This window comes from uncultured Draconibacterium sp. (assembly GCF_913063105.1).
GTDB lineage: Bacteria > Bacteroidota > Bacteroidia > Bacteroidales > Prolixibacteraceae > Draconibacterium.
Map to the genome: position 1 here is coordinate 394062 of NZ_CAJXYQ010000002.1, position 15934 is coordinate 409995.

Below are 15934 nucleotides of genomic sequence, written 5' to 3' on the forward strand. Positions count from 1 at the left end.
AATGCTCAAGATTCGCGGAGAATTTGTGGATGGCAATGAGTTTTCAAATCTCTATCTGAATATTATTAAGGAAAATCCTGAGCCTGTTCGAACTATTGATTTTGATGAAGCATATGGAATCCGGAGCGGTCAAAGTTTGGTGGCAAAAATAAACGAAGCCCTTGCCAGTTTAAACGCAGGCGATACACTTCTTTTTAACCGCCCGGAATACGATTTTGAAGGTAATTCGCTTAATATTAGCAAAGGAATTTGTTTGAGTGGTGCCTTACCCGATGTTGCTGCCACCGATTCAATTGGAGCATACAAGGTTACTACCACCTTTAAAAACATGAAGAATTTCCATGTTCGTACAAGTAACATTAATCTTACCAACATGCGTTTTATACCCGTCGATTCTATCGGCTATGTGTTTACGCGCTTCTCAAACAGCACGGCTGGTCAGTTTTATACAGGCATTTTAATAAACAATGTAATTTTCGAAAACGGTAACCTGCAATGCTATGGCGAGAATGGGGCCGGGATAACATTCCGAAATGTATCTTTCCTGAATTTTGCCCACGGTGGATACAATTGCAACCGAAAAGAGCCCATTGATGGATTGCCTCAGTCCATTGTAAAACGATGCAAATTTGTTCCCAATTGGGACGAGGTATTTTACAACACGCGCGGTGTTTCAATGGATGCCGGTAACGATAATCATCCTGTTGTTTGGGATATGAATGGTATGCACATCGACAGTTGTTTGTTTGACGGAACCGGCTGTGGCTGGTCGAAGGGAAAAAACGCCAAAGTTACCAATTGCCATTTTATTGGCTATCGCGGCGATGTGGATATGATTCATATGGAAGAGTACACCAACAATATTTTGGTAGAAAATAACCTGTTCGAATACAGCAAACCATCGCGCACCTTTTACCAGGACCGTTCGTTGCAGCCTTGCAGCGATATTACTATTATCAACAACACATTTAAAGGAAAATACAAATGGATTTTTTGGGGCGAATCACCACAAAACATGCGTTTTGAGGGGAATGACATGACCGAGGCCAGTGCCAACAACCCTGATGAATATACCTTTGATTTTACAGCACATCAAACAGGGGCATACGAAAGTGCTCCATTCGATTTACCTATCGGGGGTTTAGTAATCCGTAACAATGCGGGTATTGCAAAAGAGAGCATGGGGGTGATGCGTTTGCACGAGCTGGCTAATGAAACAGGAAATATTATTGAAGCATATCCCGCAGCTAAAATTCAGAAAAATGTGGTGCAGCAACGTCCGTTTTCGCTGATAGATACATCAGCTGTTTATCGAATTATAAACAACAATAGCGGGGAGGCTATGCTTGCCGCAGAAGGCACCATCAATGTGCAGCTTTCTTCAGCCGCTGTTAGCGACAGTGCCGATTTGTGGAAGGTAAATTTTGAGTACCCATACAATTACACTTTCCTGAATTTGAAGACCAAACAGTACATGGAAATTTTCAAAATATACACACTTGGCGATTACGGAGATGAAGATTTACCCATTTATTATGTGGAACAAAAAAGTAACTGGGCCGATAAAACAGCTTTACCACATTGGTTTTTAAGCACGGTAGAGGGAAGTGATTCTGGTCTGTTTCAAATATATCCGGGCACCAATGAAAAGAAATCGCGCGTTATAAAAAATGGTCATGACGTAGTTTTGGGACTTGCGCAAACGGTTGGTGTTAAAGGTTTTGAACCACCCAGCGAAGCAAGTACCTGGCGTTTCGAACCGGTTTTTCCGGTAGGTATAAGCGAGCCTCAAAATTTACCGGAACTGAAATGCTATCCCAATCCTGCACAGGAGTTTTTACAGCTTTCTTTTAGCTCAGCCATAAAAAACGATACAACAATTGAATTCTACAACTTAAACGGAATATGCCTGAAAAGCTTAATTCTCGATTCAGGTACGGTAGACGAAACCATCCACTTAAACGGCTTTTTACCGGGAGTTTACCTCTTGAGGGCCAGTTCTGAAAATCGTTCCTCAACCTTAAAATTATTAGTAGAAAGGTAAAAAATAGTACCAACAAAGAAAACTAATCAAAGGGTACCACTAAAATTTTCTCCAGATTTAAACTGATACGTTCTTTGCCTTTGGCTTTGAATAAGGCCGTAAAATAAACGCCTTCCTTTAAATGCCTGCGGGTAAACTCCTTTAGCTTTTCAGGGTTGGTAAAATATTCTACTGTGGCTATAACGCCAATGTCGTGGTTCGAGAAAAAGAAAAACTGTTCGGTATTATTTGGGCCAGGTATGCGCGACACAAGGGCAAAATCGGTTTCGGTATTGGAACTGTTGGTATAAAACACCGTATCGGGAATTTGCGGATGTCCTGCAAACAAAACTTCGTTATCACTAATTTTAAAGTATTTATTGGCCTCGTTAAACAAGTACGAGAAATCTTTCTGGTCTTTTAAGCGGCCCACGTAAATGGTATTTCCCTTTTTTATATCTGAAAACGAGGCACGTGTGGCGTATTTTATCTCAAAATCCTTGTTCCAGCCTGTGAAGAAACGCGATAGAGCATGCGTTGCATTTTCTGCCATTCGTGTGGCGTAATTATAGTCTGTGGGACTGGTAAGTGTTCTTAATTCAGGTTGTTGTTCAAGTAGCTTGTAATACTCGTCTAAACTGTTTATGCTAAAATCGCGGGTCCAGCCACTTAAACCCGAAATGGTTTTTCCTCCATAGCCAAATGCATCGCCAATGTACAAATGGGTAGTTTGTTTGTTTTTAAAAAAGGCTTTCCATAATTTAGGCACCGGGCCAGAGTGTTGCAAAATACCGAAGGCTATCAGTACAAAAATCAATAATATGTAGGGTAGAAAGGCTTTTATTTTCGGAAAACTTTTGGGAGCTGATTTTTTTCCAATTTCTGCAAAGCGAATGCCGTATTGGCCCTTATCGATAATTATTTGCCATTCATCTTCAGCACCTTCGCTGGTATAATAATGGGCCAGTTTTTTTCTCAGGTTGTAAATATTGACCCGAACCCGAGGATTACTTTTTTCAGTGTCTGCCTGCCCTCCAAAAAACTCGAGGTCAATCACACTTTCTTTCAAAGGGCGATTTTCAATTTCAGCTTGCACCAGATAACGCAAAATAGCCATGCTTGTGGGGGCATTTTTAAAGGTCTCACTTGAAATTACCTTTTCTGTTATTTCTATTTTCTTCTCTTTTGAAAGCATGCCTCTGTTTTCTTTCGGTTAAGTCTCGAAAACCCAACAATAATAACCGTTATAGCTACCGTTAAAGCAGCGTTAAAGGTAAGTATTTTAATCCAATTAGCTACCTTTAAAATCAAATCTGTAAAAATCAAATAAAACATAAATCATGATAAAAAAAAGCCGAAATCTTATACTCATTGCAGTACTTCTTTTCTTGTGTTATTTGGGCGTTGCACAAACACCTAATAAGGTATTTACCAAAAAAATATACCTGTCGGGAACCGGGAAAGACGATATGGTAGAGTGGGACTTTTATTGTACTGATGGCCGAAATAGTGGCGAGTGGACAAAAATAGGAGTACCCTCGTGTTGGGAATTGCAAGGATTTGGAAACTATAATTACGGGCAGGATTTACCTCTGGAAGACCGTGCTAGCGAACAGGGTTTGTACAAACATAAATTTGTAGTTCCGGAAGAGTGGAAAAACAAAGAGGTAAAAATTGTTTTTGAAGGCGTAATGACTGATGCTGAGGTGAAAATAAATGGTAAACCTGCCGGCGATGTACACCAGGGGGCATTTTATGAGTTTAAATATTCCATCTCGGACTTACTGGCCTACGGAAAAGAGAATGTGTTGGAGGTAAAGGTAAGCAAGGTATCGGCAAACGAATCGATAAACTGGGCAGAACGAAAGGCAGACTTTTGGGTTTTTGGAGGCATTTTCAGACCCGTGTATTTACAGGTATTGCCAAAAGAACATATTGCGCGGGTGGCAATTGATGCCAAAGCCGATGGACAAATATCTGCCGATATTTTTATTGATGCCCCTAAAGCCGAAACAGTCACGGCAACATTAAGCACCTTGGATGGTAATCAGCAGGCAGAACTGCCTCTTTTGGAACTGAAAAAAACTGAAGGAAAATGGACGCTTCGCACAAAAGCTGAAAACATAAAAAGCTGGAATCCTGAAAGTCCGAATTTATACGAATTGGTTTTTTCGCTGAAGGATAAAAAAGGAGCGATTTTGCATCAACACGCACAACGAATTGGTTTTCGGACTGTAGAAGTGAGAGAGGCCGATGGAATTTATGTGAACGGACAACGTATTAAATTTAAAGGCGTAAATCGTCATTCGTTCTACCCGTCCTCCGGAAGAACAACTTCAAAAGCTTTGAGTATTGAGCATGTACAAATGATGAAAGATATGAATATGAATGCTGTTCGTATGTCGCATTACCCACCGGATGTGCATTTTCTTGATGTTTGCGATTCGCTGGGCTTGTTTGTAATCGATGAGGTTTGTACCTGGCACAGTCCAGCTTTAGATACCGAGGTGGGCAGAAAGATTGTGAAAGAAACCGTGGTGCGCGATGTCAATCATCCTTCCATTTTACTGTGGGCAAATGGCAACGAAACCGGATGGAATACTGAGTTGGATGACGATTATGCGATTTGGGATATTCAACAACGTGAAGTCATTCATCCCTGGAATATTTTCAGAAAAACAAACACCTTGCATTACTTTAATTACCATGCTTTTGCAAACGATGGCCCTTTTACTGATAAAATATTTTTTCCAACCGAGTTTTTGCACGGTTTGTATGATGGGGGCCACGGTGCAGGCCTGGATGATTATTGGCAACAAATGTGGAATATGCCTACAAATGCCGGTGGCTTTTTGTGGGACTTTGCCGATGAAGCGGTGCTTAGAACCGATAAAGATGGCGTGTTGGATACGGATGGGAACCACGCTGCTGATGGAATTGTTGGGCCTTACGGTGAAAAAGAAGCAAGCTATTTTACCATAAAAGAAGTGTGGTCGCCAATTTACATTGAAAACCGTTTTATCCGAAACGATTTTAATGGTATTTTCAGAATTGAGAACCGCTATCATTTTACGAACCTTTCGGCCTGCAAGATGATAGCCAGGTGGGTGAAGTTTAAGGGGCCGGAAAGTAATGGGCAACCGGAGATTATTGCAGAAAGCCATATTGAACTGCCGGACCTGGAACCCGAAACGAAAGGGAAATTCAAAGTTGGCCTGCCGGAAAACTGGAAATCAGCTGATGTACTTTATTTAACAGGAATTAACCCACAGGGAAATGAGGTGTTTACCTGGTCGTATCCTGTTCAAACGCCCAAAGCTGTTAATTCCAAATTAATACACCTCGCAGGAAATAACGAAATTAAAACTCTTGAAAGTGGTGATAATCTTGTAATTACGGCAAATGGTTTTGAGTATACATTTTCAAAAAAAACCAACATTCTGCAGCAGGTGAAAAAGGATGGGAGAGTTGTTCCGCTTGCCAATGGTCCCATGATATTAAATCACAAGGATAAGATAGACACCCTGTACGTTAATGAGCTGAAAGACAGAACGGAAGTTGTTTTGGTTTATAAAGAAGCAGACAAATCTCCGGCCTGGGCTTCGCATAAAGAATTGAGTGCTGATGTTATAAAATGGACGGTGTATCCCAACGGAACGCTTAATCTTTACGTTGAAATTAAAGGGAAACGTATTGTAGATGGCTATAAAGGAATAACATTTACTTATCCGGAAGAAGAAGTGGCCGGAAAGAAGTGGCTGGGAGATGGCCCATATCGTGTTTGGCGTAACCGCATGAAAGGAACAAAATTCCGGGTTTGGGAAAACGATTACAACAATACTGTCACCGGGGAGTCTGGTTTTGTTTATCCTGAATTTAAAGGATTCTTTTCGCGTTTGTATTGGGCAAAAATTAAGGGTAAAAACAACAATGGTTTTACGGTTTACTGTAATAGCTCAAACGTTTTTCTGAGAATGCTAACTCCTCAGGCTTGGACCGACCCAAAACGAGCAACGCCGGTAATGGATTTCCCTGAAGGAAATATTTCGTTTGTTTTTAATATTCCAGGTATCGGTACAAAATTTCAAACAGCTGAAACATCAGGGCCGCAAGGACATGCTGAAAATTACTTTGGCAATTACGACGACCCGCTTGTAATTGATTTAACATTTGAGTTTTAGTAAAATTAAGAGAGTACTGACACGAATTTGTGTCTGGAAAGCAAAAAGTACAGGTATGCATAATAAAATTTATTGGATAATTCTATTTAGTCTGTTAGCAGCAGCTTGTGAACAAAAGAAGGAAACTACTAACGCCGGTGAAAACCTTGTTACCGAAGATTTTCCTTTTCATATTTCGTATGAGAAACCAGACCGCCCGCTAAGTGCGGCAGTGGAGCGAATCTATGATGCATACGAACACATTCGCCCTGAAGCAACGGAATTGTATTCGCAATTTAGATACACCAAATTAAATGGCTTCGATTACAACGGTGGCGACGGAACCATTACCCGCCGCGACCCATCGAAAGTAATTTTCGACAACGGAAAATACTATGTTTGGTATACCGGTCGTAAATCGCCTGTAAAACCGGTTGGAATGTCACGCGCAAAAGAAGCCACTGATGTAATTCCTTCGGCTGATTGGGATTTAGCCGATATCTGGTATGCTACTTCCGAAGACGGTTTTACCTGGGAAGAGCAAGGCATTGCCGTTCCGCGTCCGCCAAAACCACAGCCGGGCTGGCGCTCGGTTACCACCACCGATATTCTGAAATTTAAAGGAAAATATTACCTGTACTTTCAGGCATTTATGGAGGCCAGTGGTTTACGTGGCGATTTTTGTCCGGTATCGGTAGCGTGGGCAGATACACCTGATGGTCCCTGGCATCACACGGGCGAGATTGTAATTCCCAATGGCCCCGAAGGTTCGTGGGATCAGTATTCCATTCACGATCCATATCCGCTGGTACACGATGGTAAGATCTACTTGTACTACAAAGGCGATTTTGATAAACGCCCCGAGTTTAATCCTTCGAAAATACGAATGCAGGGTTTGGCCATTGCCGAAAACCCGCTTGGTCCTTTTGTTAAACATCCTTTGAATCCTGTAATTAATTCGGGGCACGAAACTACATTGTTCCCCTTTAAAGAGGGCGTTGCAGCAATTGTTCAACGCGATGGACAGGAGCACAACTCCATTCAATATGCAAAAGACTGGGTGAACTTTGAGATTGCAGCCATTACCGAATTATTGCCGGTTGCAGCAGGTCCTTTTGTGCCTGATGCATTTACCGATACAAAAAACGGCCGTGGAATTACCTGGGGGCTTTCGCACGTTATAAATGCCGGAGGAAATTGGAGGCACACAATTTTGGTGCGTTTTGATTGCGATTTGAGCCAGGATGTGGACGACCAGGACATGAAAGGCCATTACCTGAATTACAGCCCCGAATATTTATACAAACACGGCTTAATTGTCAAGCAAAAAGAAAGAATCAGACAACAAACTGAGGAACTTTAAAACAATCAGTAATCATGAAAATAAATAGACACACCATAGTTATATTGTGTTTAATTACAGGTGTTTCATGTATTCTACCTGAAAATAATCAGGTAAAAGAATTCGAACCAACTTTCGAATCACTCTCCAAACACAAAGCAGCACCCGAATGGTTAGCCGATGCCAAACTGGGCATGTATTTCCACTGGGGGCCATACAGTGTGCCTGCCTATGGTAGCGCCTGGTACCCGTGTAACATGTACATAAAGGGCAGCGATGTAAACAAATTTCACGAAAAGAATTTTGGGCCGATAGAGGAGTTTGGATACGAAGACTTTATTCCCATGTTTACTGCCGAACATTTTGATGCTGAGGATTGGGCTGATTTATTTCAAACAACAGGAGCAAAGTTTGCTGGTCCTGTAGCACAGCACCACGATGGTTTTGCCATGTGGGACAGCAAAGTAAATCCATGGAATGCGCTTGAAATGGGGCCCAAACGCGATATTGTTGGCGAGTTGTTCGAGTCGCTTCGAAAAAGGGACATCAAAACAATTGCAACTTTTCACCACGCCCGCAACGGCCAGCGAAATGCCAATACACCGGAATATTGGGGAAGAAACGGTTTTAACAGCCACTATCCGTACCACCCCGATTTGCCAACCGCCACCACCGACCCAAAATTGCGTAAGCTTTTCGGGAATTGGGAAAACATCGAAGATTTTAACCAATACTGGCTCGACCAGGTGGAAGAAGTGGTGGATAAATACCATCCCGATATTTTATGGTACGACTCGTGGTTAAACATGATTCCTGAGGAGAAAATAAATGAAATGCTTGCCTACCATTTTAACAGCGGGCTTAAAAACAAACAGGAAGTGGTGGTTTGCAGCAAACACCAGGATATTCCGTTGGAAATTGGCATTGACGATTTGGAGCAGGGCGGCCGACGCGATATTTATCCCTTACCCTGGATGACCGACATAACCTTAAGCCAGAGCAAATGGATGCATGTGGAAGGCGAACAATATAAAAATGCAGCCCTTGTGGTTAGAAACATGATTGATGTGTGGAGTAAAAACGGAACAGTTTTGCTGAATATTTCACCTCGAGCCGATGGTGTAATTAACCAGGAACAGCGCGATATTTTGAAAGAAATTGGCGATTGGATGAAAGTGCACGGCGAAGCTGTTTACGGAACACGACCATTCAAAATATTCGGTTACGGTACTGCAACTGCCGATGATGCTTCGCACGATGGGCAATCGGCAAAAGTAAAATACACCGCCGATGATGTGCGTTACACCGTGGCCAAAGATGAAAAGGCGATGTATGTTTTCTTTTTGGGAGTGCCCGAAGCCGGAAAACAAATAAAAATGCGTGCTATCGGTGGGTTTCACCGTAACCTGCCACCTTCGCCAATTAAAAACATAAAGCTATTGGAAACGGGGCAGAATATTGAATGGAAATTAACACCACAAACTTTGTTGATTAACATGCCTGAGGTGGAGTATAATCCGATTGCTTCTGTGTTGAAGTTGGAATTGGAATAACAAAGAACTTTCATAAAACCATAATTTCACGACAAAAGCAGTAGTATTTACTGCGAATAGGTGGATGCTATGCGCGACATATAAATTTCTCCCTGTACTTCCATCAAATTTACAACCTATAGTTTTTCCAAATAAACAAGAATTTTGTTCTGAACCAATAAATCTATAATGATTCAGAAAAAGGAACTTCTACGCCTAAAAGCTGATTTGCCGCAATTTAATTTGCACAAGCTGAAACGCTATGTGCCAAAAAGGAAAACAGAGTGGGTTCTTTACTTCTAAAATAATTGAATAACGGGTAAAATACGAATGTCTAAAAATACGAATGAGCATGAAAAATATATTCAAACTAATACTTATGTTTCTTGTTTCGTTTCTGGTAACAAGCGCCAAAGCTCAAACAACTCCTTTCCTGAATATTATGGACTTTGGAGCAAAAGGAGATGGTTTTACCGACGACACTCCGGCTTTATTAAAAGCCATGGAAGCTGCAACCAAATCAGAGGGAACGGTGTATTTTCCACACGGAAATTATTGCATCCATCCGGTTGAAGTGCCAAGCCATATCACGCTTTTGGGGTACTCGGCCTGGAGTTATGCCAACAAAGACAAAAAAGACGATGATTTTATAGGTAAAACAATTTTAACCGCACTTTCGGGCGATGCACGTGCTTTGCTCGACTTGGGGAGCAACCGTGGCACACGCATTTTCGGCTTAACGCTCGATGGTAAAAATATTGGAGAAGGAATGCACGGAATTTATTGTCGCCATTTGGGATGCGAACAGAATAATTGCATTGAAGATTGCCGCATTCAGAATTTCAGTGGCTCAGGAATCCGCCTGGAACGTTCGTGGGTATTTTCGGTACGCCGAAATTTGCTGATGTTTAATGGCGAACACGGAATTGACCTGACTGGTGGCTATGATGGCTGGGTTATCGACAACCAGCTAACCGCTAACAAAGGCTACGGACTGTTTGCCCGAGGTAAGGCCAAAGAGGGCATGAGCGAAGAACAAATTAATGACCTGAAGTTTTTTGGAACAGCATCGGTAATGGTAACTGCCAACCGCATTGAATGGAATAAAAAAGGAGGTATCTACCTAAATGGCTCAAACTCCATGCAAATTACGGGTTGTGCCATCGACCATAATTTTGGCCCCGGCTTAAAAATATCAAATGGAACAGCGCACACGGTTTCAGGGAATTTATTCCGCAGCAGTGGCGTTGATGCCAAAGGCGATGAGTGCTCACAAATTTGGCTCGAAAACGTTAAAGGTGCATCGGTAACAGGCAATAGTATTTGGGGCTGGTACAACCGCAAAGAATACAAATTTTCGTACCCATATCCATTTTACGGAATTATTGCAAAGAATTTGAAAGGTTGCGTGATTACACAAAACGCCATGTACCACAGCTCAAGCAAAGAAGGCGTTAGCGACCGCGGAGGAAATGAAAGTTCAATAATAAAGGATAATGCCTATGTTAAGCCTGAAATTGAAGAGACAGAAGGTGGTTTTAGGGTGATAAAATAAATACGATAGTTATGAATAAAACAGTTGTTATACTATTGGCCTTTCTTGCTTGCCAGTTATTTGGAAAAATTGCCGAAGCGCAACAACCAAATGTGTTGTACATACTAACCGACGACCACCGCTACGATGCTGTGCGTGCATTTAACCAGATGTTGCACGGCCGCGATATGAGTGAATTGGGCTATGTGGAATCGCCACAAACCGACCGGCTAACAAAAATGGGAACCACCTTTATAAATACCTATTGCCAGGCACAGGGCTGTGCTCCATCACGTGCGTCTTTGCATTATGGTCGCTATCCGTTTCGCTCGGGCGTTTACGAATTTGAATACCATAACAATAATGCCGGGCACTGTCAGCCTACTTTACCTGAACAAATGGCAGACTTAGGTTACCAAACTTTTCATGTTGGCAAATTGGGCGTTCGTATAAAAACCGTAGAAAACGGTCGGGTAAAACCACATCAGATTTACCAAACCGACATAAAGTTTAAAACCATGCATTTAGACGGATTTACTGCATGGGGAAAGGATAACTTTACCGAAGTTGATGGCAAAAAGCTGGAAGAGCCAATCAGAAATATGAACTTTTTTGTAACGCCTGACGGCAAATTTCAATACAATTCATTTCAACTGGAGAAGGAGCGTCCGGAGTTGGCAGGAAATACTGAAAAAGCTTTTAAAAAGTATGACATCCTTCGTCATTACAACAAAAAGAAACCAAAGAAAATGGATACCGGAATGATTATTTCCGGTGTAAGTTCACGTCCGGCAGGTGAAAACCGCGATGGTTTTTACACTTCTGTTTTAGCTGATTATTTGAAAACTGAAAATGAAAAATTCACTATTGGTTCGCAAACGGTTGATGGTGTAAACCCTTCGAAACCAATATTTATTCATCTGGGTTACGATTTTCCGCATACGCCAGTTTTACCACCGGCCGATTACCGTGCGCGTTTTCAAAAGCATAAATACAAAGTGCCACAATACAGCCAAAAGGAATTTGATTCCATGGCCAAACAAATGCAAAAGCAGGTTGAGGCAGGTTTTTCCGACCATTATTCCGATGAAGAAAAGCAAAAGTTTATTCAGGATTACTACGCCTTTTGTGCGTATGGCGACGATTTGGTGGGCAAGGCAGCCGATGCATTTATCGAATACAGCGAAAAACACAAGCAGGAATGGATGATTATTTATGTGCATGGCGACCACGGCTGGAAATTAAACGACCACGGTTCGGTATCGAAATTCACGCCCTGGGATGTGGATTGCCACAATCCGATTGTTGTGGTTGCGTCGGATAAAAAGCGTTTTCCTGCCGGGAAGGTGGTTACCAATTTTACCGAATTTGTTGATGTGGTACCAACGGCATTGGCAGCAGCCGGAGCGAACCTAAAATCGGATAAATTTGACTATTTAGACGGCTTGGATTTGGCAGCAGTAGCATCGGGCATCGCACCGGTTCGCGATTACGTAATTGGCGAAAGCCATGCGGTTACTGGGCCACGCGCTTTTATTCGTACCAAAGAGTATATATTCTCGATGCAAACCCGCCCCGATAAAACACGAGGAAAAAATATGGAGTGGGCACGTAATGCCACATACGAAGAATTAGACCCTGCTTTGTATCATTTTAGCCAAGACCCGAATGAAGTAAATAACCTGGCCTTTAATGAAGAATACCAGAAAGTCGCTCAGGCAATGAAAGAAAAATTAATAAATATTGTACTTGGCGACAACCGGGTTGAGGTGTGCTGGGGACCCAAAGCTGATGGAACAAAAGTGTACCGCAGCAACTTTGCACCTGGTGCGCATGATTATAAATTAGAGTTGGATTAAACAGATTGAAGCAATCTAAATCATACTGAAACATGAGAGAACTTTTTCTATCAATAACAATACTGTTTAGCCTCCAACTCTCCGCCCAAACCATCTTCGAAGAAAATTTCGATAGCCTGGCAACAGGAACCGATTTAACCACCTTAGGCTACGAACTTTCGCAGAAACCAACATACGACGGAACGGTTACCGTAACGGTTTTTGATGATAGTGGAAACAAAGTTGCAAGAATGCTTGCCAGCCCAAGCGGTTCGGCAGGTATGCAAATAGAAAAAACCATCGATGTTGAAGCACAGGTAATTTATACCTTTGAGATGCTTAGCAAAGGCCCCTACAAAAGGCAACTCAGGGTTTATTCTGAAAATGATGCATTGTTGGCTTCTACTGAAGACTATAAACCATCGACGACTGAAGAAGAAACGCTTTGGAAAAATATGTCGCTTACCTTTCTAAGCGATGCAACTACAACAAAGGTTAAAATAGCCCTCCATCATTATTGGTCGGGCACCATTGATATGGACAGTATAAAAGTGACCAAAATTGGTGAGCCAGGTTCGCAAACATCGTATTACTTAAGCAGCAGCGAAGGCGATGATAGCAACGACGGAACCATAAATAATCCATGGAAATCGCTTGATAAAATCAGCTCGGCATTTCTCTTTCCGGGCGATTCGGTTCTATTTAAACGTGGCGACCGCTTCGATGGACATTTTGTGGTAAATGGCTCCGGAAATGAAGAAAAACCGATTTTGATTACTTCGTATGGCGAGGGTGATTTACCAATCATTACAGGCCAGGTTGGCGAAGCCGGTGGTGGCGATTACCAGGAAGCAATTCTGGTGGAAAACAAAGACAATCTGATTTTTGATGGGCTGGAGATTCAAAACGAACGCATTATTTCGCGGAGCGGAGTTTCCGACACCGATGCTTACGGAATATATGTGAAAAATTCGGGAACCAAAGTGATGAATAACCTGCTGTTCAGAAACATGACTTTTAAAAATGTATTTGCGGCTGAACCTATGCTCAACCCTGAAGATTTTGACAAAATTCAGGTTTCGGGTTTAGCTTTTCATTCAACAAAAAATACCGAAACAGGCAAGGAGAAAAATATAAACGGCATTGAGGTTAAAGATTCCTATTTTGGAAATTTGCAACGCCTTGGAATCAAGTTTTCGCACAGTGGAGGCAACGAGGGAATTGGCAACGACTCCATTAACCGCAACATGAATATTCATATACATAACAACGAATTTTATTACAATGGTGGAACGGGAGTACTTCCCAACGGAACCTATAACTGTTTAATCGAAAACAATATTTTCGACCACCCGGGCGCTGATATTGACCCACGAATGCCGGCTCGTGGAAGCGCCATTTGGAACTACAAAGCCATAAATACCATTATGCAATACAATACTGTAATAAGTGCGAATGGTTATTTAGATTCATACGGAATTCATATTGATAAACACAATAAAAACACCTTTGTACAATACAACTACATGGTGGATTGTATTGGCGGATTTGTTGAAATCCTGGCTAACAATACAAACGCGGTTTACCGTTTTAATGTAAGTGTAAATAGCGGTTACCGCTATTCAAGTGGGGTTTCTACCTGGAAAGCGGGCAGTAGTACCATTTATATTTATTCCGACCGCTGGACTGAAGAAAATCAGGCAGGTTTGATGTTAAGCGATGGGGTTTATGTGTACAATAATACCGTAGTAATGGATTATGCTTTCGAAACCACCTTTAATGTGGATGCCAAAAACATGTTCATTTACAACAATATTTTTTCGTCAACCAACGGTGCAAAAATGGGCTACCTCGAATGCCGGGTAAGAGAAAACGACACGCCATTTACAATGCAAAATAACCTCTACGAGGGCGATGTAAACCCGGCCTGGATTGAATACGATACGAATCCAATTTCTGGAGCTTCGGAGTTTAAAGGGGTAGGCACAGACAAAATGGCCTATTACCTAAACGAAAACAGCGACGCAATTAATGCCGGAGTTGCTATAAGCGGTCCGGTTGTGCCAAATGCCGGTTATGGTGTATTTATAAATATTCCCCCTTACCCAACTGTCGATTTTTACGGAAATGCCATCGACCTTTCGTCGGGCACCCCAAATATTGGTGCATGTAATACCAAAGACGGAATTGTGGGCTTAAATTCAATAATTGAAGATGATTACGATTGGTTGATTTATCCCAAGCCGGCTGATTCAAGCATCCATTTTGTTCACAAAGGAGACATATTTGGTGAAATGCAAATTTCGCTTGTAAACCTTAAAGGACAGGTTGTACAAACCGAACTCAAAAAACTCTTAGTTAACCAAAACGAATTTAATTTACAGTTGAACACGAACCTCCAAAACGGAATTTATATTGTGAATATTCGCGGCAATGAAAGAGCTTATAGCAGGCGAATCCTCTGGCACAAATAGAAGTGAAGGAAAGAATAAAGAATAAAAAAACGAACATAGTACTTATGCAAAACCTGAAAATAAATATGGAACTGTGTATGCACTGCGACATTTGCATCACAGTTTGTGCAAAAGTAAATGCCATCTCGAAAGTGAATAACGTTTATGTGCTCGATAACAACAAATGTGAAAAATGTGGAGCCTGCGTAAACATGTGTGTTGTGCAGGCTATTGAGGAGGTTTAGGTTGATTATGCCTCCTCCTGTAATGGTTTTTGATTGTTGAGTATTTGTTTAAAATAATAATATGTTTTATAGCATAAGGATTCAATGTAAAGAGATGATTTTTTTTTAAAAGTTTGTGTCTCTTTAATTAACAACCAAATAATTAATGTAAACTCATTTTTATTTTAATTGCTATGAAATTAAATACTTTAATTCTCTTATTGTTACTTGTCAATATTGCCAACGCACAAGTAAAGAAAGAATATCTTAATTATGATTACTTTAATCACTCATATCAATACCTGAACAAAGATTATAGTATAACGATTCAAGATTCAGTATTTCAACGATTTGTAAAAGAATTTAAATTTATACCCGAAAGAATTAAATCTTATAACGATTCACTATCTGTAATTCTTTGCGGTGAATTTGGAAATTGGGATCAGGTACGAATAGCCAAACATCGGATAACATTTTCCTGGCAAAGATTAGGCTATATTTTGTGGATGAGTGCAGAAGAATCCGAAGAATTTGGTAGACACCAGTCTTTCATTCATCCTTACAGCCTGTATAAACATATTATATATCAGGAAGATAAGTGGAGTTCAGACACAAAACGGCTAATTAGAAACCTACGAGATGAAGTAGCAGCAGTAACTAACATCCAAGAGATTGATAAATTGGAGACAAAAGAGCTTTTAAAATTATCACTCATCCATAGTCCTGACCGAATTAAAGATTATGCTAAATTTAAAAGTGAGAATTCACAATGTACAGGGAAAGGTTGTGGTAGAGAAGATTGTTGTAAATAGAAAAGTTAAAGCTAAA

At 41.2% G+C, this 15934-nt stretch carries 10 protein-coding genes; 9 read left to right on the plus strand and 1 reads right to left on the minus strand.

Annotation, left to right across the window (positions count from 1 at the left end; all coding sequences use genetic code 11):
* Position 1 precedes the first annotated feature (1 nt).
* Entirely contained in the window at positions 2-2044 is a 2043-nt protein-coding gene (locus QZ574_RS03080; RefSeq protein WP_297086662.1) for a T9SS type A sorting domain-containing protein, read from the plus strand.
* Between the two features lie 22 nt (positions 2045-2066).
* Here the strand turns inward: QZ574_RS03080 and QZ574_RS03085 are convergent, their stop codons facing one another.
* Positions 2067-3218, minus strand: coding sequence for a hypothetical protein (locus tag QZ574_RS03085; protein WP_297086664.1), 1152 nt, complete (start codon positions 3216-3218; stop codon positions 2067-2069).
* Between the two features lie 145 nt (positions 3219-3363).
* Between QZ574_RS03085 and QZ574_RS03090 the strand changes: the two genes are divergently transcribed.
* From QZ574_RS03090 to QZ574_RS03125, 8 genes are all read left to right on the plus strand, one after another.
* Positions 3364-6204, plus strand: a complete 2841-nt coding sequence (locus QZ574_RS03090) for a glycoside hydrolase family 2 TIM barrel-domain containing protein (RefSeq protein ID WP_297086666.1) — start codon at positions 3364-3366, stop codon at positions 6202-6204.
* A 55-nt stretch (positions 6205-6259) separates the two neighbouring features.
* On the plus strand, positions 6260-7546 hold the full coding sequence (locus QZ574_RS03095) for a family 43 glycosylhydrolase (protein WP_297086667.1): 1287 nt from the start codon (positions 6260-6262) through the stop codon (positions 7544-7546).
* Positions 7547-7560: 14 nt separating this feature from the next.
* A complete protein-coding gene (locus QZ574_RS03100; protein ID WP_297086669.1) occupies positions 7561-9078 on the plus strand; it encodes an alpha-L-fucosidase in 1518 nt (505 codons plus the stop codon).
* Positions 9079-9409: 331 nt separating this feature from the next.
* Complete coding sequence (locus QZ574_RS03105) at positions 9410-10612, plus strand: right-handed parallel beta-helix repeat-containing protein (protein WP_297086671.1); 1203 nt, start codon at positions 9410-9412, stop codon at positions 10610-10612.
* An 11-nt stretch (positions 10613-10623) separates the two neighbouring features.
* The gene (locus QZ574_RS03110; protein WP_297086673.1) at positions 10624-12450 is read left to right on the plus strand and encodes a sulfatase-like hydrolase/transferase; all 1827 of its coding nucleotides are present in this window, start codon (positions 10624-10626) and stop codon (positions 12448-12450) included.
* Between the two features lie 32 nt (positions 12451-12482).
* Complete coding sequence (locus QZ574_RS03115; protein WP_297086676.1) at positions 12483-14903, plus strand: T9SS type A sorting domain-containing protein; 2421 nt, start codon at positions 12483-12485, stop codon at positions 14901-14903.
* Between the two features lie 44 nt (positions 14904-14947).
* A complete protein-coding gene (locus QZ574_RS03120) occupies positions 14948-15127 on the plus strand; it encodes a 4Fe-4S binding protein (RefSeq protein ID WP_297086677.1) in 180 nt (59 codons plus the stop codon).
* A 173-nt stretch (positions 15128-15300) separates the two neighbouring features.
* Positions 15301-15918 carry a hypothetical protein gene (locus QZ574_RS03125; protein ID WP_297086679.1) on the plus strand — a complete coding sequence of 206 codons (618 nt, stop codon included), beginning with the start codon at positions 15301-15303 and terminating at the stop codon, positions 15916-15918.
* Positions 15919-15934: the final 16 nt, after the last annotated feature.

Excerpts from the sequence above, each read along its gene's own strand:
- QZ574_RS03080 (WP_297086662.1), top strand. The coding sequence starts at position 2 with ATGCTCAAGATTCGCGGAGAATTTGTGGATGGCAATGAGTTTTCAAAT.
- QZ574_RS03085 (WP_297086664.1), bottom strand. The coding sequence starts at position 3,218 with ATGCTTTCAAAAGAGAAGAAAATAGAAATAACAGAAAAGGTAATTTCA.
- QZ574_RS03090 (WP_297086666.1), top strand. The coding sequence starts at position 3,364 with ATGATAAAAAAAAGCCGAAATCTTATACTCATTGCAGTACTTCTTTTC.
- QZ574_RS03095 (WP_297086667.1), top strand. The coding sequence starts at position 6,260 with ATGCATAATAAAATTTATTGGATAATTCTATTTAGTCTGTTAGCAGCA.
- QZ574_RS03100 (WP_297086669.1), top strand. The coding sequence starts at position 7,561 with ATGAAAATAAATAGACACACCATAGTTATATTGTGTTTAATTACAGGT.
- QZ574_RS03105 (WP_297086671.1), top strand. The coding sequence starts at position 9,410 with ATGAAAAATATATTCAAACTAATACTTATGTTTCTTGTTTCGTTTCTG.
- QZ574_RS03110 (WP_297086673.1), top strand. The coding sequence starts at position 10,624 with ATGAATAAAACAGTTGTTATACTATTGGCCTTTCTTGCTTGCCAGTTA.
- QZ574_RS03115 (WP_297086676.1), top strand. The coding sequence starts at position 12,483 with ATGAGAGAACTTTTTCTATCAATAACAATACTGTTTAGCCTCCAACTC.
- QZ574_RS03120 (WP_297086677.1), top strand. The coding sequence starts at position 14,948 with ATGCAAAACCTGAAAATAAATATGGAACTGTGTATGCACTGCGACATT.
- QZ574_RS03125 (WP_297086679.1), top strand. The coding sequence starts at position 15,301 with ATGAAATTAAATACTTTAATTCTCTTATTGTTACTTGTCAATATTGCC.